This window comes from Algiphilus aromaticivorans DG1253, from assembly GCF_000733765.1.
GTDB classification, from domain to species: domain Bacteria; phylum Pseudomonadota; class Gammaproteobacteria; order Nevskiales; family Nevskiaceae; genus Algiphilus; species Algiphilus aromaticivorans.
The window spans coordinates 1,896,798-1,917,664 of the sequence record NZ_JPOG01000001.1 but is presented as its reverse complement, the minus strand read 5'-3'; the positions used below and the strand labels follow the sequence as shown (position 1 = coordinate 1,917,664).

Genomic DNA, 20,867 nt, shown 5'->3' with positions numbered 1-20,867 from the left:
GATGGTGCAGGGCACGACCTCCGACGCGGGCAAGAGTCTGCTCGTTACTGCGTTGGCGCGTGCGCTGCATCGGCGCGGCATCCCGGTGGTGCCCTTCAAGCCCCAGAACATGGCCAACAACAGCGCCGTGACGGAAGACGGCGGCGAGATCGGCCGCGCCCAGGCCGTGCAGGCAGCGGCCTGCGGGCTGGCCCCGCGCATCGACATGAATCCGGTGCTGCTCAAGCCCACTACCGATCGTGGTGCGCAGGTCATCATCCACGGCCACCCGGCCGCTCAGTTGGAGGCTGCGGCCTATCACGATTACAAGCCGACCGCGATGCGCGCGGTGCTGGAAAGCCACGCGCGACTGTCGGAAGCCTTCGAACTCGTGCTGGTGGAGGGCGCCGGCTCGCCGGCGGAGATCAATCTTCGCGATCGCGACATCGCCAACATGGGCTTCGCCGAGGCCGTCGACTGCCCGGTGATCCTGGTCGCGGACATCGATCGCGGTGGCGTCTTCGCGCATCTGGTCGGCACCCTGGAGCTGCTATCCGACAGCGAGCGCGCTCGGGTGGCCGGCTTTGTTATCAACCGATTTCGCGGCGACATCAGCCTGTTGCAACCCGGCCTGGACTGGCTGGAGCAGCGCACCGGCAAGCCGGTGCTGGGGGTGCTGCCTTATCTGCAGGGCCTGCAGCTCGACGCCGAGGATGGGCTGTCGCGCGAGGTCTCGAATGCCGATGGCGCCGATGCGCTGCGTGTGGCGGTGCCGGTGTATCCGCGCATCAGCAATCACACCGATCTGGACGCACTGCGCCGCCATCCGGGCGTGGATCTACGCCTCGTCGGCCCCAATGAGGCGCCGCCGCCCGCCGATCTCATCCTGCTACCCGGCTCGAAGGCCGTGCGCGACGATCTCGCCTGGTTGCGCGCCCAGGGCTGGGAAGCGGCTATTGCGCGTCATCTGCGCTACGGCGGTCATGTGCTCGGCATCTGCGGCGGCTTCCAGATGCTGGGCCGCGCCATCCACGATCCGGAGGGAGTCGAGTCCGCGCCCGGCAGCAGTGAGGGCCTGGGCTGGTTCGCCATGGAAACCACACTGACCGCCACCAAGGTACTGCGCAACCGCTCCGCGCGGCTGCTGCTCGAGGAAGGCGCGGCGACCCGCGGCTACGAGATCCACGCCGGTCGCACGCAGGGACCGGCACTGGCCGCACCGCTGCTGCAGCTCGATGCCGGCGAAGATGACGCGCCGTCCCAGCCGGACGGGGCCATCAGCCCGGACGGACAGATCCTGGGCTGTTATCTGCACGGCCTCTTCGACGAGCCGGCGGCGGCCGATGTGCTGCTGCGCCACGCCGGGCTGCGCGCGGGCGCGGCCGTCGATATGCGGGCCATGCGCGAGGCGGCCTTCGAGCGGCTGGCGGATGCGGTGGACCGGCATCTGTCGATGGACCGTATTCTTGCGCTTTGCGGACAGCGGGGGTCGGCATGCGCGAACTGATTCTGGGTGGTGTGCGCTCCGGCAAGTCGCGACTGGCCGAGAAGCTGGCGCGTGAGGATGGCGGGTCCGTGTCCTATATCGCGACCGCGCAGGCCGGCGACGCCGAGATGGCTTCGCGCATCGCCACGCACCGTCTGCAGCGTCCGGCCCACTGGCAGACCATCGAGCCCGGCGCGGCGCTGGGTGCAGCCATCCGCGAGGTCGACGGCGCCGGCCGCGTTGTGCTTGTCGACTGCCTGACGCTGTGGCTGACCCAGATCCTCTGCGCTGAGGACGCCGACACGCTGCTGGAAGTCGAGAAGGCCTCCTTGCTGGAGGCCGTGCGCGACGCGCGCGGGCGGCTGATTCTGGTCGCCAACGAGACGGGCCTCGGCATCATGCCGATGGATGCCCTCAGCCGACGCTTCGGCGACGAGGCCGGTCAGCTTCATCAAGAGCTGGCCGCTATCTGTGAGCGCGTCGTGTTGACCGCGGCCGGACTACCGCTGGTGTTGAAGGGAGAGCCGCTGTGAGCAAAGCATCGTGGTGGGAGCTACCGGCGCGGGCCATCGACGCTGATTGCATGGCCGCTGCCGAGGCGCGGCAGGCGCAGCTCACCAAGCCACCCGGAGCGCTCGGGCGGCTGGAGGCGCTGGCGGTGCGCTTAGCCGGCCTGCAGGGACGCGAACGCCCGGCAATCGATGCGGTGGCAATCACGGTCTTTGCCGCCGACCACGGCATCGTCGCTGAGGGTGTCTCCGCGTTTCCGCAGTCGGTGACGGCAGCGATGATTGCGAATTTCTGCACGGGTGGGGCCGCCATTAGTGTGGCGGCGCGGCAGTTGGGCGCACGCTTGGAGGTCGTCGATCTCGGCACGGTGGCAGACGAGCCGACACCGACGCCGGCCAACGATGTGCTCTTGCATCGGCAGCGCATTGGCCCCGGGACACGCAACTTCGCGCAGGGCTCGGCTCTATCCGAAGCCGAGCTTGTCGAGGCGATGACGGCCGGCCGCGACGCCGTTATCCGAGCCGGAACGACGGATTGCTTCATCGGCGGCGAGATGGGGATCGGCAACACCACCGCGGCCACGGCGGTGGCCTGTCTGCTGACCGGCGAGAATCCGGAGGCCCTGGTCGGGCCCGGCACCGGTCTCGACGCCGACGGTGTCTCGCACAAGGCTGCCGTTATTGCGCGCGCTCTTGAGCGCCATGATGTCGCCACCGAGCCGCTTGCGGCGCTGCGCGCAGTGGGCGGTTTCGAGATCGCTGCGCTGGCTGGTGCCTATATCGCTTGCGGCCAGCTCCGGATTCCAGTACTGGTGGATGGTTTTATCGCCTCGGTGGCAGCCTTGGCCGCGGCGCGGCTGTGCCCGGGGCTCACGGATTGGCTGATCTATGCCCACGCCTCTGCCGAGCCTGGCCACGCGCGTGTGCTGCGCGAGCTTGAGGCGACCCCCTTGCTCGATCTGGGCATGCGGCTGGGAGAGGGCAGCGGGGCGGCCGTCGCTGTACCGCTGCTGCGCATGGCTTGTGCGCTGCACAATGGCATGGCCACCTTCGATGAAGCCGCTGTTGCACAGAAAACATGAAGATTCCGCTACTCGCCGCGCTGCAGTTCCTGACCGTGATCCCCGTGCGCTTGCCGCGCGCCTTGACGCCGAGCGAGCAGGGGCAGGTGCTGCTCTGCTATCCGGTCATCGGACTGGGCCTGGGTCTGTCGCTGGCGGCAGCGGCCTGGGTGCTGAACACCGTGTTGCCGCCGATGCCGGCGTCGGCGCTATTGCTCGCTGGCTGGGCCGTGGTCACCGGTGCGCTGCATCTGGACGGGCTCGCCGATACCGCCGATGGCTGGCTGGGCGGGCATGGCGATCGTCGCCGCACCTTGTCGATCATGCGCGATTCGCACAGCGGCGCGGCGGCGGTGGTAGCGGCGGCCGTTCTGCTGCTGATCAAGTTCTCGGCGCTCAGCGTAGTGGTGGCCGGGCAAGCTTGGCTGGTGCTGATCGCGGCGCCGCTCGCCGGGCGGGCGGCCATGCCGCTGCTTCTCGCTGCGCTGCCCTATGCGCGGGTCGGCGGTATCGGTGCCGAGATGGCGCGCGCGCTGCCGGTTGCGCGCGCCGGCCAGCTTGCCGCGCTGTCCTTCATTGGAGTATTGCTGTTATGCGGTTTGCAGGCCGGGCCCGTGGTCGCGCTGCTTGCGGTTGCGTTGCCGCTCGGCCTGCTTTGGCTGTGGGCGCGCATGCTGCGCGCGCGCCTGGGAGGGACAACCGGGGATACGGCCGGTGCCGCGCTGGAGGCGGTCGAGGCGGCGGTGCTCATCGCAGCCTGTGTCGTCCTCCCGGGCTGACCTAGATCAGGCGGCGATCTTGCGTGTTTCGTGGATGCTGTAGCAGTGCCGCAACGTACCACCGAGCGCGTCGACCGCTGACAGAGCTGCTTCGCCCTGCGTTTCGCGCACCGACGCCGAGCGTAGGGCGAGGCGGAGCTCGGCCAGCGCGCTGGCGCTGCGCGAATGATCGCCTTCGGCCAGTGCCTCGATCAGGCTCTGTTGCGCGTTGCGGATGAAACCGCGGGTGCGCTCGTCGCTGACGGTCGCCGCGACGGTGCTGAAAGCTGCTTGCGCCATGGGATTCTCCGGTTGGTGCTGTGCCTGACAAGCACCATGACGCCGGATTCATGTGGCGCGAGGCCCACGCCGACAGACGGCAGGCGTGGGCTTATGAGCGCCGCTAGAGGCGGCTCAGAGACGGCTCAGCGTGCTTTCAGGGCGCCAGAATCTCCACGCGAGTATCGGCGCTGGCGTTGCCGCCACGTCCGTCCGATACGGTGACGGTCAGGGCAACGCTCTGGTCGGCGCAGCCGCCATCCAGCGAAATGGCGGCAATCGGCTGATCGGATTCGGTCAGCGCGCTCACGCAGTCGCCACCCGAGCGGACTTCCCAGCTGTAGCCAAGCGCGTCGCGGTCCGGATCGGCCGCGATGGCGAAGAGCTGGGCGCTGCCGCCAGCCACCGCCGTGGCGGGGCCGGGCACGCGCACCAGCGGCTGGGCATTGCCCGCCGCACCGCTGGCCACGCCCGCGGAGACGTAGTCGCGCGCGAAGCAGGGGCGGCCGCCACAGACATTGGTGAAGCGGTCGTCGAGCAGGAAGTCGTAGCGCTGAATGGCGCTGGCCACTTCCTTGCGCGGGTCGCTGTGCGGGTCCTGGCCTTGGTGCGGCGGTGTGTTTGTGGTTGGCGAGGTGGCCGTGCCTTCGTTGAAGTCGTTGCCCAGCGGCCCGATGTCCCAGATCACCATCGCCGAGCCGGACTCGCCATCGACCGCCGTCGGCATGCCCCAGTAGGGGTTGACGTTGCTGTGCCGGCCTTCCTCGACGCCGGGACGGTGGATGGCACCCCCCAGGCTGCGGTTCATGACTTCGGCCGAGACATCCGCTACCTGATGGTCGCCGAAGGCGACGTGCATCAACACCTCGTGGTCGGGAATCGGCTGTGCGATGGCGTTGTAGGCGTCCGGCCGGCGCAGGTCGTTGATGTAGCCGTTGTTCTCGCCGCGGTCCCAGAGGTTGTTGACCAGCGACAGGATGAAGGACTGGTCGAAGCTGTTGGGGTAGGCCGCGTAGAAGAAGGTGCCGTAGGGATCGAAGTCGACGCTGCGGCGCAGCAGGGTGGAGTAGTTCATGCCCGGCACGCCCAGCGAGGCGCGCGTTACGTCGGGGGAGGTGGCGATCACCGGCCCGCCGAGAATGCCGCCCTGACTGTTGCCGTCATAGACGACGCGCTCATTGGAGAAGACCGGCCGGCCGTCGGCGCTCTGGAAGGCCGGATTGCTGGCCAGACCGTCGGGATGCTTCAGCAGCCGCGCCATGAAGTGCCAGTTGATGATGCCCTGTTGCATGCGGTCGGTCATGCTGGCGAATTGACCCATCTCCAGCAGGATCAGCAGCGTCGAGGGCACGTCGCGCGTGGACATCCCGATCCAGTCGATGGCGCAATGCATCAGGTTCAGCTCGCGCAGGCGCTCGGTGGAGCTGCCACCGACCTCGCCCTTGCCGCCGAGCAGACCGTGGCCGTAGAGCGTGGGGACGGCCGGGCGCACCCAGGTGGCTGCATCCTCGAAGCTGCCGATGGCTGTGCGCGGAATCTCGCACTGGAAGCGGAATTCCTGCGTCGGCTGTAGCGGGTTCTGCTCGGGCGCTTCGCCACGCGGCGTGCCGTAGTTCAGACGCGACAGCGGGATTTGCCCGAGGTCGCGCAGCAGCAGCTCCAGACCGTCGGCGATGCCGTTGGCGGCGTCGCTGATGACGGGCGCCTCCGTGCCCTGCAGCGCGGCGACGGTGTCCTCGATACCGGCACAGTAGTCGGCCAGTTCGCTGAGCACGGGTGTGTTGTCGCACAGGCCGTCCGGCGCGTTGAGATAGTTCGGCACCGTCATGCGGCCCTCGACGCGGCGGATCGAGTCATTGCCGTCGCCGAAGTCCTGGACCTCGACGATCTCGAAGTCGGGTGCGCCGCCGCCGAGGCTGTCCAGCGCCTCGTCGCGCATGCGCAGCACCGGCGTGGCCAGATTCTCGCTGCTGCGCACGGTGAAGTCCCAAGCCAGATAGAGCGACTCGCGATCGACGCCGTGATCGGCGAGCTTCGCGAAGATCCCTTCCATGTTCTCGCGGCGCGCGTTGACGGCTTCCAGCTCACTGACGTGGTTGTCGCGGAAGACGCGGAAGGTCGCCGGCGCATCCAGTGGCTCGCCTTCGGCGTCGCGCAGATCGCGCATGGCAACGATGTAACGGTGACCTTCCTGAAAGTTGCGGCCAGGGCGCAGAATCAGCGCCGGCGGGTCGACCTTGAAGGTGTTGTTGGGCAGCAGACCGGAGCTGTCGAGGACCTCGCCGAGCACCTCAAAAATCGGCGCCAGCGCTGTGGCGCAGCCGTCACTGAGAGTCTCCAGCACTGCGCCCAGGCCTTCCGGCGCGTCGCCAATCAGCGCGAAGAGCTCGTTGACGCCGGGCGCGGCATCGCAGACCGGTGTCGCTGCCGTTTCGCTGCTGTCGATCTCGATCCAGATGGGGTGGCGTTCGCCGGTCTCGGCGTCGATGGCGAGGATGGGGGCGTCGGTCTGCAGCGAGGCTTCGATGTCCGTGACCGGCGCAGCACCGCTTGCCTCAAGGTCGAGGTCGGGGACATGCGTCAGCATCATTTGGCCGGGAGAGAAGCCGTCGTCGACATTCCATTCCGACGGATTCATCGGGAGGCCGACGATATTCATCGGCATGCCGGCGAGCTGAAGGTTCAGACGCCGACCGGTGGGCGTTTCTGGATCCTCGACCGTGAGCGCATTGCTCGGCCAGGGGAACTGGCAGTAGGCCGGATCCAGGAAATCGCAGCCGCGTTGCTCTGCGTTGCCGATTGCGTCGGCGATCTGCTCGTCGATGCTTTCGCGCTCCGGGGGTGGGCCGGAGTCACCGTTTCCCGGGGCGTTCGTGGGGACGCTGCTGCCACCGCAGGCGGTCAGCGTGGTGGCGAATGCGAACAGCTTAAGCGCGCGCAGCGGGGTCGCGCGGCGCAATATGAAACGGGGCATCGGTGTCTCCTCCGGGCTTCGTGGCGCTTGTTGTCATGCGCCTGTCACGAAGGTTACACGCTGCCGACATTTTCGCGCCAATGATCCGGCTAGTAGAAACTGCGGAAGTCGCTCTCAGCCCGCTTGCTTCGGAGCCTGTCGCGCGAAGGTGACGACCAGGGCATCGCGCCAGGCAGGGCTGTTGTCGTCTATGGGGACGATGGGGGTGACACCGTGCAGCACGCGATGATCGTCGAGCAGCACGCTGTCGCCGGCCTCGGTCAGCGTGAAGCTCCCTAGTGGGGTGCCATCCGGCCCCTGGATGTGGGTGCTGCCGCTTGCCACATTGTGCCGGCCGATGAGCGTGACCAGCACGTAGTCGACGCCGTCGCGGTGCACGCCCTCCGGCGTCGGCTGCCCGGCGAGCTCGCGCGCCGCCTCGATGCGGAATTGATGCATCTCGACGTGCCAGTCAGAGGTATCCGGCGTCAGGGCTCCGAAGCATTGCGCGCACAGCGCGAGTAGCGCCGTCGTCACGGGCCCGTCAGCGGTGTCCGCCTCGACTGGTGAGAACCAGCGCTGGATGCCGCCGTTGAGGGGGTTGTAGTCGCGGCTCTGGTAGTGCGGCTGGCGCGGCAGACGGAGGCTTGAGCCATCCGAGTCCACACGAAACACGGCGTGGCGGCGGCGCCTGTAGCGGCCGCCATCGGCCATGTAGCGGTCCACCGGCATGCGCTGCCAGGCCTCCGCGAAGCGCTGCCAGTCCGTGTCGCCGACTCCGGCTTCGGCCAGTCGCGCGCGCATTTCCTCGGCAGGCAGACGGATGTAGCCGTGCTCGGCGAGCGCAGCGACGATTTCGGGGCTGGGCGTCATGGGCGCGCAGCATGCCACGCCGGCTCTGGCGAGGCGGGCGCTGTGCGCCTAGTCGCTGCTTTGGGGAGCGAGCGCGGCGGCGAGTTCCGGCGACCGATAGAAGGGCTCAAGCTGCTTTCGGATGATCTGCTCAAGGATGCCGCGGCTACGCAGCACCGCGAGCACCGGCCCAGCGTACTGGCGCGCCTCGGTGAGCATCATGTCGCGGCTGACGCCGAGGTCTGCGAGCAGCGCGGCCAGCGTTGTGTCTCCGTAGCGCGCGAAGATCGCTTCGATCGCGCGTCGTATCAACTCGCGGTAGAGCGCGCGTCCGCGCTCCTCCTGCCAGAAGGCGTAGGCCAGCGCGGCGAAGTCGTCGATGTCCTCCGCGCTCAGTCGTTCCTGCAGTGGCGCCAGCGGTAGCTCGCTTACGGCCCCCCACAACTGATCGAGGGCTTCCTCCATGGCCTCATCGTCCACGGCGGCGATCAGGCTGCTGGAGGCGCGTGTCAGCTGGGCGGCCACGCTGTCCAGTCGCGGTGCGACAACACGGTCGAGCACGCTCTGCAGGCCGAGTCGTTCCGCCATCGGTGTGCTACGAAGCAGCCCGTTCAGCCCCTGGTGCAGCACTTCCGTCAGGAACTGTCGGAATGCGGCGCTCGCCTGCAGCTCGCGGATGATTGCCCCGCGCAGCTCATGCAGCTCGGCTGCCTTGCCGATCATGCTTCGCATCGCGCGATCGGGCAGCAGGTCGGCGAGTCGCGCCTCCGACAGCTCGGGCATCGCCAGCAGTGCGCGCGCGACCTCGCCCACGAGATCCGGAATGCCACCGGTCATGGGCAGATCGGCGGCGTAGCGCAGCGCGGTCTCACTGACCTGCTCGCAGCTCACGACCTCGCCCAGCTGCAAGGTTTCGGCGTGCGCCAGCGCATCGTCCACGGTGTCGTCGAGCCACGCCTCCAGCGCCTGGCCCTCGCTGCGTGCGAGCAGCCACGATACGTGCGCGTCCAGCGCGCGCTGGGCAGCGGCGGGTATCGGGGGCGTGTTGTTCATAGGTATAAGGCTAACGCCGTGCCGCCTTCCCTGCCGGGGGCGCCGGCCCCAGCTCGCGGCGAGCCCGCTATCATGCGCTCCGGTGGCCGCACGCCATCCATGTGCCGGCAGGCAGCCATAGCAGCAAGCGACAGAGTAGCGGGGCTTTTCCTCGCCGCGGCAAGCGGAACGTAATGACGCGCAAGACCGACACCAAAACCCGTCGCAGTTCGCTGGAGCGCATGCGCGAAGCGCGCGCGCAGCGCCCGCCCACGCGCGAGAAGCTGATGCACGCGGCCCTGGAATTGCTCGCCGAGGGGCGTGGCTTCGGCAGCCTCGGCTTGCGTGAAGTGACGCGTGGCGCCGGGGTGGTGCCTACGGCCTTCTACCGGCACTTCGCGGACATGGAGGCGCTCGGCCTGGCACTGGTCGACGAGGGTGGCGCGACCCTGCGCCGTCTGTTGCGCGAGGCCCGGCGCGGCGACTTGCCGGCCGAGGACATCATCCGGCATTCGGTGGACGTCTATGTCGCCTATCTGCATGCCAACCCGCTGCACATGCGCTTCATCGCCGGCGAGCGGCTGAACGGGCCGCCGCGCGTGCGCGCCGAGATTCGGGGCGAGGTTGGACGGTTTACCGAGGATATGGCCGAGGATCTGCGCGCGCTGGGCTTTCTACCGCATCTGTCGCCGCGGGTGCTGCGCATGGTCTGCGGGCTGGTAGTGGCGACGATGCTCGATGCCGCCGGGGATATTCTTGAGGCCCCCGCCGGGGAAGCGGCACAGGCGGAACTCGTGAACGAACTCACGGATCGCCTGCGCCTGATCTTTCTCGGTGCTGGCGCTTGGCGCGAGACCGGGAACTAGCGACCCAACGACCGTCTCCCTGTTTCGGCGCGGTGCTGCGATACACGCTGCGATCGTGGCCGGAGGTTTTCGCAGCACATAGGGCGCGATCAGCTTCGGAGGACTCGCCGGTCCTCGGATCGATAAGGAACTGCTCGGTGGCTTCAGGGCCATGCGCTCCGGGGCTCGGACTCGCGCCGAACAGCGCTTTCGTTGCGGCTTCGGCGGTAGATCGTGGTCGACGACCACCTGTTGGTGGGCGGCTTCATCCTCGTGCAGCCAGCAGTTGCCCGGCATGCCGCCAAACTCCATCGCATGCGCGCGCCAACCGCGGCACGCGGCTACCATGGTGCACGGCCGGGCGCAGCCTGCGCCAGCCTACTTTGATGCCAAGCCGACGCCAGCATGCTCCAGCTCTATACCTACTACCGCAGCATCTCCACGCACCGCGTGCGCATCGCCCTCAACCACAAGGGCGTGAACTACGACTCGCGCTACATCGATCAGGATCGCGGTCAGCATCAGGACGAGAAGTATCTGCGCCTGAACCCGCAGGGCCTGGTGCCGGCGCTGGTGCTGGAGGACGAGACGGTAGTGACGCAGTCCTTCGCCATCCTTGAGTATCTGGAGGAGCGCTACCCGGAGCGACCACTGCTGCCGAGCAGTCCCGAGCAGCGCGCGCGTGTGCGCAGCTTCGCGCAGACCGTGGTGGCGGATTTCACACCGCTGATCATCATGCGTGTCTTTCGTTACATGCGCGACAGCATGGAGCTCGGCTACGACCAGCGCCGCGGTTGGTACGAGCACTGGTGCCACACCGGTTTCGCCGCGCTTGAATCGGTACTGGAGCGCGATCAGAGCGATACGCCCTTCTGCTACGGCGAAACGCCGACGCTGGCGGATGTCTGTCTCGTGCCGCAGGTCTACAACGCGCTGAAGAACGGCATCGACCTGACTCCCTACAAGCGCGTTCGCACCGTCTATCGCAGCTGCAGTGCGTTGGCGGCCTTCCAGGCGGCGGCGCCCAAGGCGCAGTCCGACGCGTTGCGGCAGTCGCTCTAGGAAGAGCAGCCCTCCTGAGTCCGCTGTGCCTTGCAAGACGCGCGCGGCGATTGTTGATGCGCTAGCCTGCCTTTATCAGAACAGGGGCGGGAGACAACCATGTCCGATGAGTCGCAGCACGAGCTGCTTCTGGCCAGCGTCGACAGGTGCCTGGCGGGCGACGGCAGTGCCGAGGCTTTGCGCGATTTCGCGGCCCGCTATTTCGCGGCGGCTTCGCACGAGATCCTGACGCAACGCTCGCCGGAGGCGCTGGCGGCCATAGTCTGCGCGCAGCACGATCTCGTCAGACGGCGCTCGCCCGGCGAGCCTGTGGTGCGGATCACGCCGCCGCCGCAAGACGATCCGACGGCGCTGGCACGGCTCGAAAGCCTCTGCGATGACATGCCCTTCGTGGTGGACAGTCTTTCCATCGCCGTGCGCGATACCGGCAGCTCGGTGGATTGGTCGGTGCATCCGGTGCTGCGCGTTCGGCGCGACGAAGCCGGTGCGTTGCTCGCTCTCGAGGACGACGACGGTGGCCAACCGGAATCTCTGGTATGCATGGAGATCACGCCGTTGCCGGCAGCCGAGGACTACGAGGCGCTGCGAGCGCGTGCCGAGCAGGCGCTGCGCGATATTGCGCTGATCGCTGCCGACTTTCCCGCCATGCGGCAACGCTGCACGGATATCGCCGATACGCTGCAGCCGCCGCTGGGCGAGCTCAAGCCCGAGTGGATCGACGAGGCGCGCGAGTTCGCCACATGGCTCGCCGAGCATCACTTCACCTTTCTCGGCTACGCCTTCGCCGAGGCCGAAGGTGGCAAGGAAGCGCGCAATGTTCGGGTTGCCGCCGAAAGCTGTCTCGGACTGCTGCGGCCGGACGCCTGCTTCGGCGACATCGAGCGCCTGCTCGCGTCGGCAGAGACGCTGAATCGTTACGCGGCGTCGCCTCGGCTTGTCGTGGTGACCAAGGCCAACGCGCGCTCGCACATCCACCATCCGCTGACACTGGATGCCATCTCCATCAAGCAGTTGGACGCCGACGGCCGTTTGCGCGGCACGCACCGTTTCATCGGATTGTTCTCGGGTGACGTCTATATCGACCGGCCACAAAACATCCCGGTGGTTCGTCAGCGCGTGCAGGAAGTGTTGCGCCGCTCGCGTCTGTCGCCGGGCTCGCATTCGGGCAAAAAGCTGCGCGACATCCTGCATCAGCTGCCACGCGACGAGTTATTCCAGTCCTCCGAAGAAGAGCTGACGCGGGTGTGCAATGGCGTGCGCGCGCTGCGCGACCGCCATCGACTGCGGCTCTTCCTGCGTCGCGACCGCTACGGGCGCTTCTACTCGGCGCTGCTCTTCCTACCGCGCGAGCGCTATTCCGCTGAGCTGCGCGACACGCTTTGCGAGGAGCTGCGCGCGCAACTCGACGGCGACCGCATCGAGCGCAGTGTCGAGTTCCCGCGCGGCGAGAACTTCGCGCGCTTGCACGTCATCGTACACGTCAGCAGCAGCCGTGAGCGCGAGGTCGACGTAGCGGCGATCGAGAGTCATCTGCAGGAGGCCACTCGCAGCTGGCCGGAGAAGCTGCGCGCCGCCCTTGGTGCGCAGGCAGAAAGCACCCTGGCGCTGTCCTTCCTGGAGGCATTCGACGCGGGCTATCAGCAGGAGAACTCGCCGGTTACGGCTGCGCTGGATGTGCACTGCCTGATGCAGCTCAGCGCCGATAAGCCACTGTTTTCGAGGCTCGTGATTGACGAAGCGGCCGTGGGCCCATCGTGCCCCACGGAGTTGCGCCTCTACGCCCACGGCGCGCCGATGGTGCTTTCCGACATCCTGCCGACGCTGGAGCACTTCGGCATGCGCGTGCATCGCCAGTCACCGCACCCGGTTCAGCCGAAGGGGGCGGGCGCGACGCTCTGGGTGCAGATCTTCGACGTGCGCTTCGCGGGCGATTGCGCCATCGAGCCGGCCGCACAGAAGCGCCTCTTCGAAGAGGCCCTGTCGCGCTGCATAGCCGGCGAGACCGAGGACGATGGGCTGCATCGCCTGGTGCTGGGCGCGGGTCTGAGTTCGCGCCGTATCGTGCTGCTGCGCACGCTGACGCGCTATCTGTTGCAGACGGGCCTGCCCTACGGTCGTCATATGCTGGAGTCGCTGCTCGCCGAGCATCCGGCCATTGCGCGCGATCTCGTGGCGCTTTTCGCTGCGCGCTTCGATCCCGATCTGCGCGGCGATCGCGAGGCTGATATCGAAGCGGTGCGCGCGCGCCTGGGCGAGGCGCTGGAGGCTGTTGCGTCGCTGGACGCCGACCGCGGCCTGCGTGCTTATCTGGGCGTGGTCGAGGCAACGCTGCGCACGAACTACTATCAACCGGACGCAAACGGGCAGCCCAAGTCACGCGTGGCCATCAAGCTCGACCCCGGCCGTATGCCGGAGCTTCCCGAGCCGCGCCCAGTCTTCGAGGCTTTCGTCTACGCCCCCGAGGTCGAGGGTGTGCATCTGCGCGGAGGCTTGGTGGCGCGTGGCGGCCTGCGCTGGTCGGACCGGCCGGCCGACTTCCGAACCGAGGTGCTCGGCCTGATGAAGGCGCAGATGGTGAAGAACGCCATCATCGTGCCGGTAGGCGCCAAGGGAGGCTTCGTGGTCAAGCAACGCGGCTTCGCGGATCGAGAGGCCTTCGCCGCAGCCGGCAAGGCCTGCTATCAGATCTTCGTGCGCGGGCTGCTGGACATTACGGACAACCGCGTCGGCAAGGAAGTGGTGCCACCGCAACGCGTGCTGCGTGCCGACGGCGACGATCCCTATCTGGTGGTGGCCGCTGACAAGGGCACGGCCACTTTTTCGGACACCGCCAATGCCCTGGCGGCCGAGTACGACTTCTGGCTGGGTGATGCCTTCGCGTCGGGCGGAAGCGCCGGCTATGACCACAAGGCCATGGGCATTACCGCCCGCGGCGCCTGGGAGTCGGTCAAGCGCCACTTCCGCGAGCTGGGCAAGGACATCCAGTCCGAGCCCTTCACGGTGGTCGGCATCGGTGACATGTCGGGCGACGTCTTCGGCAACGGCATGCTGCTGTCCGAGCAGATCCGGCTGGTGGCTGCATTCAACCACCTGCATATCTTCATCGATCCGGATCCGGATCCGGCGACCAGCTTTGCGGAGCGCAAGCGCCTCTTCGACATGGGCCGCTCCAGCTGGGAGGACTACGACCGTTCCAAGATCAGCGAAGGCGGCGGCATCTGGTCGCGTGACGCCAAGCGTATCCAGCTGTCGTCGCAGGTACGCGCCGCGCTGGGTATCGATGCCGAGGCCGTGCGACCCAACGAGCTGCTGCGCGCCATCCTGAGCGCGCCGGTGGAATTGCTCTGGAACGGCGGCATCGGCACTTACGTCAAGGCTCGAGGCGAATCGCATCAGTCGGTGGGCGACCGCGCGAATGACGCTATCCGCGTCGACGGCCGCGAGTTGCGCTGCAGCGTGGTGGGCGAGGGCGGCAATCTCGGCTGCACGCAGCTCGGTCGCATCGAGTACGCCCAGCTCGGCCGCGACGGGGCCGGCGGCTACATCAATACCGATGCCATCGACAACTCCGGCGGCGTGCATTCCTCGGACCGCGAGGTCAACATCAAGATCCCGCTCAACGCCTGCATGGCCGCCGGTGAGCTGGAACGGCCGGAGCGTGATGCGCTGCTGGAGACGATGACCGAAGACGTCGCCCAGGCCGTGCTCGCGGATAGCCATGAGCAGAGCCTGGCCGTCAGCCTGATCAGTGCGGAGGCGCCGGTGCGCCTGGACGAGCATGCCCACACCATGCGAACGCTGGAGCGCGAGGCCGGCCTCAGCCGGAGCGTCGAGTTCCTGCCCGATGACGAGCAGCTCGCCGAGCGGCGCAGCCAGCGGCAGGGTCTGACCCGGCCCGAGATTGCCGTCGTGCTGGCCTATGCCAAGAACGCACTATTCGATGATTTGCTGGCGTCCGATGTGCCCGATGATCCTGCATTCGAGGCCCAGCTTCTGGAGTACTTTCCCGCTGCCATGCGGAGGGACTACGCCGAAGCGTTGCGTAGTCACCGTCTGCGCCGGGAGCTTATAGCTACCGGTCAGGCCAACCAACTTGTCAACCGCATGGGCTTCAGCTTCGCGCATCGCCTGGCCGAGGATCAGGGCGCTCGGCGGCCGCAGGTGGTGCGTGCCTTCGCGCTGGCTTGGCAGTTGATGGAAGGTGATGTGCTCGCCGGGCAAGCCGATGCCCTGGACGGGCAGATCGACGGCAAGGTGCAGCTGCGGCTCTACCAGCGCCTGATCGGGCTGATGAAGCACGTCACGGCCTGGGCGCTGGCCGAGCACCACGCGGATCGGCCGCTGCAGCAGGCGCTGGACCGATTGCAGGCACCGTTGCAGACGCTGGCCGGACTGCTGCCTGACGCACTGCCGCCAGCCTACCGTGAGGACTGGGACGCGGCGGTCAAGCAGTGGCGAGAGGACGGCGTGCCCGAGGCGGTTGCGCGTGCCTATGCCGATACGCTGGTCTGCGGCAGCTTCCCGGACATCGTGCAGGCGGCCGGGGCCACCGGCAGCGCCCCCGAGCAGGCCGCCGGCGTCTACTTCGCGCTCGGCGAGCGTCTGCGCATCGTCTGGCTGCTATCGGCCATCGTGGCGCTGAACGTGGAAGGGCGTTACCAGGCGCTGGCGCGTGCCAATCTGCGGGAGGACACCTATCGTCTGCACCGGCGCATCGTCGAGCGCGTGCTGGCCGAGACCGAGCCGGGCGAGCCGGCGGCGCGCGTCGAAATCTGGCTGGAGGCGCACGGAACTGCGGCCACTGATGCGTTGGCGCGCATCGAGGCGCTGCGCGGGCATACGCCGCAGGACTTCATGTCGCTGTCCGTGGGGGTGCGGGCCCTGCGGCAGATCCGCATGTTCTGAGCGCGTCCGCGCGCCCCTTGCCGGCGGGACAGAGCGCCGGCGCTTAGACCGGGCGGTGCGCGCGCGCCAGATAGTCGTGCGACTGCATCTCTGTCAGTCGCGAAACCGTGCGCTGGAATTCGAAGCGCAGCTTGTCGCCGGTGTACAGCGCATCCAGTGGCGCATCCGCGGCGATGACCAGCTTGACGTTGCGGTCGTAGAACTCGTCGACCAGATGCAGGAAGCGCCGGGCGCTGTCCTCCAGCGAGCGGTCGAGCTGCGGCACGCCGGATAGCAGTACGGTCTGGTACTCGCGCGCCAGCGCTATGTAGTCCGAGGCCGCTCGCGCGCTCTGGCAGAGTTCGGCGAAGGCGAACCAGGCGACGTCGTCGACCGCGCCCAGAGCCTCGACGCGGCGGCCGTTGATCTCCAGCGTGACTGGTTCGGCCGTGATCTGGCCGGGAGCCAGCGCAGTGAACTCGGCGGCCAGCGATTGCATCGCCGTTTCGTCGCAGGGGTGCAGGTACAGCGGAGCACCTTCCAGGGTGCGCAGACGGAAGTCGTTGGGGCTGTCCAGCTCCATGACTGCGCAGTGCTGCTTGATGCGATCGATGGCGGGCAGGAAGCGCTCGCGCTGCAGGCCATCGCGATAGAGATCGTCGGGCGCGACGTTGCTGGTGGCCACCAGCGTGACGCCCTGCCGGAACAGCACTTCGGTCAGTCGCGCCAGGATCATGGCGTCGGCGATGTCCGAGACAAAGAACTCGTCGAAGCAGAGCACGCGCAGCTCGCGCGCCAGCTCCTCGGCGATGAGCGCGACCGGGTCCTGTTCGTCGAGATAGCCGCGCCGGCGCGCGTGTACCTCCAGCATGAATCGATGGAAATGCGTGCGCCGCACCTCGCTGATCGGCAGGCTGGCATGAAAGCTGTCCATCAGCATGGTCTTGCCGCGGCCGACGCCACCCCAGAGGTAAAGCCCCTGTACCGGCGGCCAGCTACCGCGCCCGCGGTTGAAGAGCTTGCGTCGCGGCGCCGGGCTTCCCGCCAGTTCGCGGTGGATGCGCTCGAAGGCCTGCACGGCCTTCTCCTGGCCGGGGTCGGCCTGCAGCTGCCCAGTCGCCAGGGCCTGCTCGTAGCGTCGAAGCGGGCTGTCCTTGCTTTTGCTGCCGCTCATGGCTCCGATACGCCGAACAGTCCGGCGAGATAATCGTTGAGGAAGAGCCCGCGCGGGTCCAGATCGGCGCGTAGCGTCGCGAAATCCTCCCAGAGCGGGAAGCGCGCGGCGAGGTCTGCGGCGTGATGCTCTACCGGCATGCTCCACAGTGGACGGGCGCCGGCGCGGTCGAAGATCTCACCTGCGGCCTCGGCGTGTTCGCGGGCGCCTTCGGCGGCCGTGAGGTGCACGACAGCGGTTTCCTGCCCGTAGGCCGGCGACAGCGCGCCATCGTCGGCACAGATGTAGCGCACCCGCAGCAGAACCCGGTCGCGCGGGTCCAGCGCGCGCATGACGCCGCCCAGCGATTCCAGCACATCGCCGAGCTCGCTTACCGGCAGGGCGTAGCCCAGGCTGCCGAGACTGGAATCGGCGAAGAGCTGCCAACTGTAGGCGGCATCCACATCCTTCGGCACGCGGGCGCGCTCGGGAATCAGGCGCCTGGGCAGGCGACGGCTCACCTGTGGCAGGGCGTCGGCCAGCCGCAGCGCGGCGCTGCGCAGGCGTGCGGCGCCGGAATCCAGTGGTCGGCCGCGCTGCGAGGGTGGGCGGCGCGGCCGACGATCGATGGTGCGGATGCGAATGTCGTCGCCGTGGGCGTGCCAGTACCACTCGACGTAGTCGTGCGCGCGGGTGGCTTCGACGCGCTTCAGTGCCGCGGAAAGTGAGCCGCGTGCGACGCGCGCGCGCATGTGCGTCGCCGGTACGCAGCGCAGGCCGACGTGGGTCAGCACGCCCAGGGTGCCGAGGCTGACGCGCGCCACCGGCAGCCGTGCCTCCTGTGCGCCGATGGAGAAAAGCGCGCCGTCGGCGCCGATCATGCGTAGCCCGACAACGGGGCAGGCGTGGCGATTGTCGCCGGTGCCGAGGCCGTAGCTGCCGATGGAGACGGCCCCACCGATACTCTCGTTCCCCGGCCAGCCCAGGGTCGGCAGCATCATTCCGTAGCCGGCCAGCTCGCGTGCCAGCTGTGCCATGCGTGTGCCGGCACGGACCCAGACGATGCCGTGCACCGCATCGACTTCCTCCAGGCCGGTGAAGCGCGATAGCTGCAGCAAGCCGTCGTCGCAGCGACACATCGGTGCTCGTGTATGTCCGCGGCCCGCCACTCGCAGGTGACTGCCGGTTTCTGCCGCGTAGGCCACCTCGCGCTGGATCTGCTCCAGCACGGCGGGCGTGGTGATGAAGCGCGGCGCGTGCTCACCACCACCGGCGCGCCGGCGCGCGATGCCGCGTCGCACCAGTCGGAGCGGTTTCATGCTGCCACCTCTTCCCCGGCGACGGACGGGTGTTCTTCGGGGAGCGCCTGCTGCATCCGTCGGCGCACACGCTTGGCCAGCGCCTCGGCGGAGATGCCGTCGCAGGGCTCCGGTGGCAGGATGGCGACCGTGATCGGGCTGCGCGTCGGCAGCCGTGCATCGTGACCGTAGAATTCGCGGGAGCCGCGGATCGCTACCGGCACGATAATTGTGCCCGTGCGCGCGGCCAGCATGAAGGCACCCAGCTTGAAGGGGAGCAGGCCGGGCTCGGCGCGGAAGGTCCCTTCCGGAAAGATGCCGAGCGAGTCGCCAGCGCGCATGCGCTTGAGAAGAGTGCGTGTTTGCCGCGCGCTCATCTGGACTTCATCGCGGGCGATGAAGACGACGCCGAGGCGTTGCAGTACGCGCCCGACCAGCGGCCAGCTGCTGGCATCGTCCTTGACGACATAGCTGACCTCCGGCCCCAGCGCGGCGGTGAGCACCAGGCCGTCGAGATAGCTGGCGTGATTCGCAACCACCATGACCGGCTTCGTTGCGGGCATGACGCCTTCCACCCGTAGCGGCGAGGCGCAAAGCCACAGGGTGGCGCGGATGACCAATCCGGCAACGCGGCGCCGACGTTGCACGCCGGGCGCAAGCAGTACGCAGGCGCTGAGAAGGCCGAATATGAGAAGGCCGAATATGAGCGCGCACCAGCCACCGTAGAGCGCGCCTAGGGCGCGCTGAAGCGGTTGCGGGGCGCTCATCGCCGCGTCGCCTGTGGGGTGTCTCTGAACATGGCGCGTAACATTACACAATGATCCGAGATCGCAGCGCCCGATGACGGAGAAGGCGAATACCGCAAAGGGCATCGACGCCACGGATGAGGCGCTACTGGCTGCCTTCGACGAGGCGCTCTGGCTGGAAGATGGCCTGGCGCGCGCCTCGCGCGCGGCCTATGCGACCGATTTACGCGCGGCGGCGCGCTGGCTTTCGGCGAGCGACGTTTGCCTCGGCGAGGCGCGATTGTCCGATTTGCGCGATTATCTGGCCGCGCGCAGCGCGAGCGGCGGTTTCGGAGCGCGCTCGCAGGCGCGCGCGCAGAGCGCACTGCGGCGCTTCTATGCTTGGCTGCTGCGCAGTGGTCGCCGGAGTGATGACCCGGCCGCGCGGCTTAAGAGCCCGCATCTGCCGCGTGCTCTGCCGGCGACTCTGAGCGCGGGCCAGGTCGAGGCCTTGCTGGCCGCGCCTGATATCGATGATCCGGTCGGGCTCCGCGACCGCGCCTGGCTGGAGCTGATGTACGCGACCGGCTTGCGTGTCAGCGAATCGGTCGGTCTGCCGTTGCACGCCTACTCGGCGCAGCAAGGCCTAGTGCAGGTGATGGGCAAGGGACGGCGCGAGCGCCTTGTGCCGGTGGGCGATGAGGCGGCCTACTGGTTGGCCCGGTACCTGCGCGAAGCGCGTCCGATGCTCGCCGGCCCGCGCCCGGACGAGGCCCTGTTGCTGTCGCGGCGCGGGCACGCCATGAGCCGGCAGAATGCCTGGCAGCGTATTCGTCTACACGCCACGGCGGCGGGCATCAGCGGCAAGCTGTCGCCGCACAGCCTGCGCCACGCCTTCGCGACCCACTTGCTCGACCACGGGGCCGACCTGCGCGCTGTGCAGATGCTGCTTGGGCACAGTAATCTCGACACCACCCAGATTTACACGCATGTCGCACGGGCGCGTCTGAAGCGCCTGCACGCCGAGCATCATCCGCGCGGCTGAACGTCGTCGCGCGTGCGACGTCCAAGTCGTATCCCTCCCAACATCGCCTTAGTGGAAATATTCATGCCCGCCTATCTGATCTCCCTCGCTGCTGCTGCCGTCGTCTTTGTTTCGGCCTGCAGCGCCGCCGAATCCGACGCCGACGGTCAGCCCGCCGATAGCAGCGAAGCCGGGGCTCAGGCCGCCGAGTCGACGCAGCGGAAGGCGCCGGATAGCCCTGAGATGTCGGCGCTGCGCGAGAAGCTCGCCAAACGTGTTCCGAATCTGGCTGAAAGCGAATTGCGTGAAACCCCGGTCGACGGCCTCTACGAGCTTTCGCGCGGCATGGCAATGGGTTACGTCACTGCCGACGGGCGCTACCTGCTGGAAGGCGACCTCATCGACCTAGCCACCGGCCGGCAGATCACCGAGGAGCGGCGCCGCGGGGCGCGCAAGAAGGTGCTGGACGATGCTGCGGAGCGTTCCATCACTTTCGGTGGCGACGATACCAAGCACATGGTGACCGTATTCACAGACATCGATTGCGGCTATTGCCGCAAGCTGCATTCCGAGATCGACCAGTATCTCGATGCCGGCATCGGTATCCGCTACCTGCTCTATCCGCGCAGCGGCCAGAACAGCGCTTCCTACCGAAAGGCCGTCGCCACCTGGTGCAGTGAGGACCGTAAGGAGGCGCTGACGCGCGCCAAGCAGGGCAAGGATCCGGGCACCAGGAGCTGTGACCACCCGGTCGACCAGCATCTGCTCGTTGGCAGGCAGCTGGGCCTGCGCGGTACGCCGATGATGGTGCTGCCCAACGGCGAGGTGGTGCAGGGCTACGTGCCGGCCGACCGGCTGGCCGCGCGTCTGGACTCCGAGCCGGAACAGGATCCGCTCGCGGCGGCGCAGTAAGCCAAGGCCGGGAGCAACTCCCGCCCGCCGCCGCTACGGGCGGCGGGTGGGTGCC

General features: G+C 67.9%; 16 protein-coding genes. 9 read left to right on the top strand and 7 right to left on the bottom strand.

Features of this window, described 5'->3' with window-relative positions; all coding sequences use genetic code 11:
- The first annotated feature begins 1 nt into the window (after position 1).
- From U743_RS08870 to cobS, 4 genes are read left to right on the top strand one after another with little or no spacing between them, the layout of a single operon-like run.
- Positions 2-1,486: a cobyric acid synthase gene (locus U743_RS08870; protein WP_043767399.1), complete on the top strand. Its 1,485-nt coding sequence runs from the start codon at positions 2-4 to the stop codon at positions 1,484-1,486.
- The gene (gene cobU / locus U743_RS08865; protein WP_043767397.1) at positions 1,474-1,998 is read left to right on the top strand and encodes a bifunctional adenosylcobinamide kinase/adenosylcobinamide-phosphate guanylyltransferase; all 525 of its coding nucleotides are present in this window, start codon (positions 1,474-1,476) and stop codon (positions 1,996-1,998) included. The genes U743_RS08870 and cobU overlap by 13 nt, the downstream gene beginning before the upstream one ends.
- The gene (cobT, locus tag U743_RS08860; protein ID WP_043767395.1) at positions 1,995-3,056 is read left to right on the top strand and encodes a nicotinate-nucleotide--dimethylbenzimidazole phosphoribosyltransferase; all 1,062 of its coding nucleotides are present in this window, start codon (positions 1,995-1,997) and stop codon (positions 3,054-3,056) included. The genes cobU and cobT overlap by 4 nt, the downstream gene beginning before the upstream one ends.
- On the top strand, positions 3,053-3,814 hold the full coding sequence (gene cobS, locus U743_RS08855) for an adenosylcobinamide-GDP ribazoletransferase (protein WP_043767393.1): 762 nt from the start codon (positions 3,053-3,055) through the stop codon (positions 3,812-3,814). Before cobT ends, cobS begins: the two co-directional genes overlap by 4 nt.
- A 6-nt stretch (positions 3,815-3,820) precedes the next feature.
- Here the strand turns inward: cobS and U743_RS08850 are convergent, their stop codons facing one another.
- The 4 genes from U743_RS08850 to U743_RS08835 form a co-directional block, all read right to left on the bottom strand.
- The gene (locus tag U743_RS08850; RefSeq protein WP_043767391.1) at positions 3,821-4,093 is read right to left on the bottom strand and encodes a hypothetical protein; all 273 of its coding nucleotides are present in this window, start codon (positions 4,091-4,093) and stop codon (positions 3,821-3,823) included.
- 136 nt (positions 4,094-4,229) lie between these two features.
- Entirely contained in the window at positions 4,230-7,046 is a 2,817-nt protein-coding gene (locus tag U743_RS08845) for a hypothetical protein (RefSeq protein ID WP_043767389.1), read from the bottom strand.
- Between the two features lie 114 nt (positions 7,047-7,160).
- Positions 7,161-7,898, bottom strand: a complete 738-nt coding sequence (locus U743_RS08840; protein ID WP_043767387.1) for a 2OG-Fe dioxygenase family protein — start codon at positions 7,896-7,898, stop codon at positions 7,161-7,163.
- Positions 7,899-7,946: 48 nt separating this feature from the next.
- On the bottom strand, positions 7,947-8,930 hold the full coding sequence (locus tag U743_RS08835) for a hypothetical protein (RefSeq protein WP_043767385.1): 984 nt from the start codon (positions 8,928-8,930) through the stop codon (positions 7,947-7,949).
- Positions 8,931-9,103: 173 nt separating this feature from the next.
- On the opposite strand from U743_RS08835, the gene U743_RS08830 reads away from it, so the two are divergent.
- The 3 genes from U743_RS08830 to U743_RS08820 all read left to right on the top strand — a co-directional run bounded on the left by U743_RS08830 (position 9,104) and on the right by U743_RS08820 (position 15,721).
- Positions 9,104-9,775: a TetR family transcriptional regulator gene (locus tag U743_RS08830; RefSeq protein WP_052367782.1), complete on the top strand. Its 672-nt coding sequence runs from the start codon at positions 9,104-9,106 to the stop codon at positions 9,773-9,775.
- A gap of 384 nt (positions 9,776-10,159) precedes the next feature.
- Positions 10,160-10,816 carry a maleylacetoacetate isomerase gene (gene maiA, locus U743_RS08825; protein ID WP_043767383.1) on the top strand — a complete coding sequence of 219 codons (657 nt, stop codon included), beginning with the start codon at positions 10,160-10,162 and terminating at the stop codon, positions 10,814-10,816.
- A 99-nt stretch (positions 10,817-10,915) separates the two neighbouring features.
- Positions 10,916-15,721, top strand: a complete 4,806-nt coding sequence (locus U743_RS08820) for an NAD-glutamate dehydrogenase (protein ID WP_043767381.1) — start codon at positions 10,916-10,918, stop codon at positions 15,719-15,721.
- A 43-nt stretch (positions 15,722-15,764) separates the two neighbouring features.
- On the opposite strand, the gene zapE is transcribed toward U743_RS08820, so the two are convergent.
- From zapE to U743_RS08805, 3 genes are read right to left on the bottom strand one after another with little or no spacing between them, the layout of a single operon-like run.
- A complete protein-coding gene (zapE, locus tag U743_RS08815) occupies positions 15,765-16,874 on the bottom strand; it encodes a cell division protein ZapE (RefSeq protein ID WP_043767379.1) in 1,110 nt (369 codons plus the stop codon).
- A complete protein-coding gene (locus U743_RS08810) occupies positions 16,871-18,172 on the bottom strand; it encodes a D-arabinono-1,4-lactone oxidase (protein ID WP_043767377.1) in 1,302 nt (433 codons plus the stop codon). Before U743_RS08810 ends, zapE begins: the two co-directional genes overlap by 4 nt.
- Positions 18,169-18,918 carry a lysophospholipid acyltransferase family protein gene (locus tag U743_RS08805; RefSeq protein ID WP_043767375.1) on the bottom strand — a complete coding sequence of 250 codons (750 nt, stop codon included), beginning with the start codon at positions 18,916-18,918 and terminating at the stop codon, positions 18,169-18,171. Before U743_RS08805 ends, U743_RS08810 begins: the two co-directional genes overlap by 4 nt.
- 73 nt (positions 18,919-18,991) lie before the next feature.
- Between U743_RS08805 and xerD the strand changes: the two genes are divergently transcribed.
- Complete coding sequence (gene xerD / locus U743_RS08800; protein ID WP_084191449.1) at positions 18,992-19,921, top strand: site-specific tyrosine recombinase XerD; 930 nt, start codon at positions 18,992-18,994, stop codon at positions 19,919-19,921.
- A 63-nt stretch (positions 19,922-19,984) separates the two neighbouring features.
- Entirely contained in the window at positions 19,985-20,812 is an 828-nt protein-coding gene (locus U743_RS08795) for a DsbC family protein (RefSeq protein WP_052367780.1), read from the top strand.
- Positions 20,813-20,867 lie beyond the last annotated feature (55 nt).

Coding starts and splice junctions, on each gene's coding strand:
- U743_RS08870 (WP_043767399.1), top strand. CDS start 2: ATGGTGCAGGGCACGACCTCCGACGCGGGCAAGAGTCTGCTCGTTACT.
- cobU (WP_043767397.1), top strand. CDS start 1,474: ATGCGCGAACTGATTCTGGGTGGTGTGCGCTCCGGCAAGTCGCGACTG.
- cobS (WP_043767393.1), top strand. CDS start 3,053: ATGAAGATTCCGCTACTCGCCGCGCTGCAGTTCCTGACCGTGATCCCC.
- U743_RS08850 (WP_043767391.1), bottom strand. CDS start 4,093: ATGGCGCAAGCAGCTTTCAGCACCGTCGCGGCGACCGTCAGCGACGAG.
- U743_RS08845 (WP_043767389.1), bottom strand. CDS start 7,046: ATGCCCCGTTTCATATTGCGCCGCGCGACCCCGCTGCGCGCGCTTAAG.
- U743_RS08840 (WP_043767387.1), bottom strand. CDS start 7,898: ATGACGCCCAGCCCCGAAATCGTCGCTGCGCTCGCCGAGCACGGCTAC.
- U743_RS08835 (WP_043767385.1), bottom strand. CDS start 8,930: ATGAACAACACGCCCCCGATACCCGCCGCTGCCCAGCGCGCGCTGGAC.
- U743_RS08830 (WP_052367782.1), top strand. CDS start 9,104: ATGACGCGCAAGACCGACACCAAAACCCGTCGCAGTTCGCTGGAGCGC.
- maiA (WP_043767383.1), top strand. CDS start 10,160: ATGCTCCAGCTCTATACCTACTACCGCAGCATCTCCACGCACCGCGTG.
- U743_RS08820 (WP_043767381.1), top strand. CDS start 10,916: ATGTCCGATGAGTCGCAGCACGAGCTGCTTCTGGCCAGCGTCGACAGG.
- zapE (WP_043767379.1), bottom strand. CDS start 16,874: ATGAGCGGCAGCAAAAGCAAGGACAGCCCGCTTCGACGCTACGAGCAG.
- U743_RS08810 (WP_043767377.1), bottom strand. CDS start 18,172: ATGAAACCGCTCCGACTGGTGCGACGCGGCATCGCGCGCCGGCGCGCC.
- U743_RS08805 (WP_043767375.1), bottom strand. CDS start 18,918: ATGAGCGCCCCGCAACCGCTTCAGCGCGCCCTAGGCGCGCTCTACGGT.
- xerD (WP_084191449.1), top strand. CDS start 18,992: ATGACGGAGAAGGCGAATACCGCAAAGGGCATCGACGCCACGGATGAG.
- U743_RS08795 (WP_052367780.1), top strand. CDS start 19,985: ATGCCCGCCTATCTGATCTCCCTCGCTGCTGCTGCCGTCGTCTTTGTT.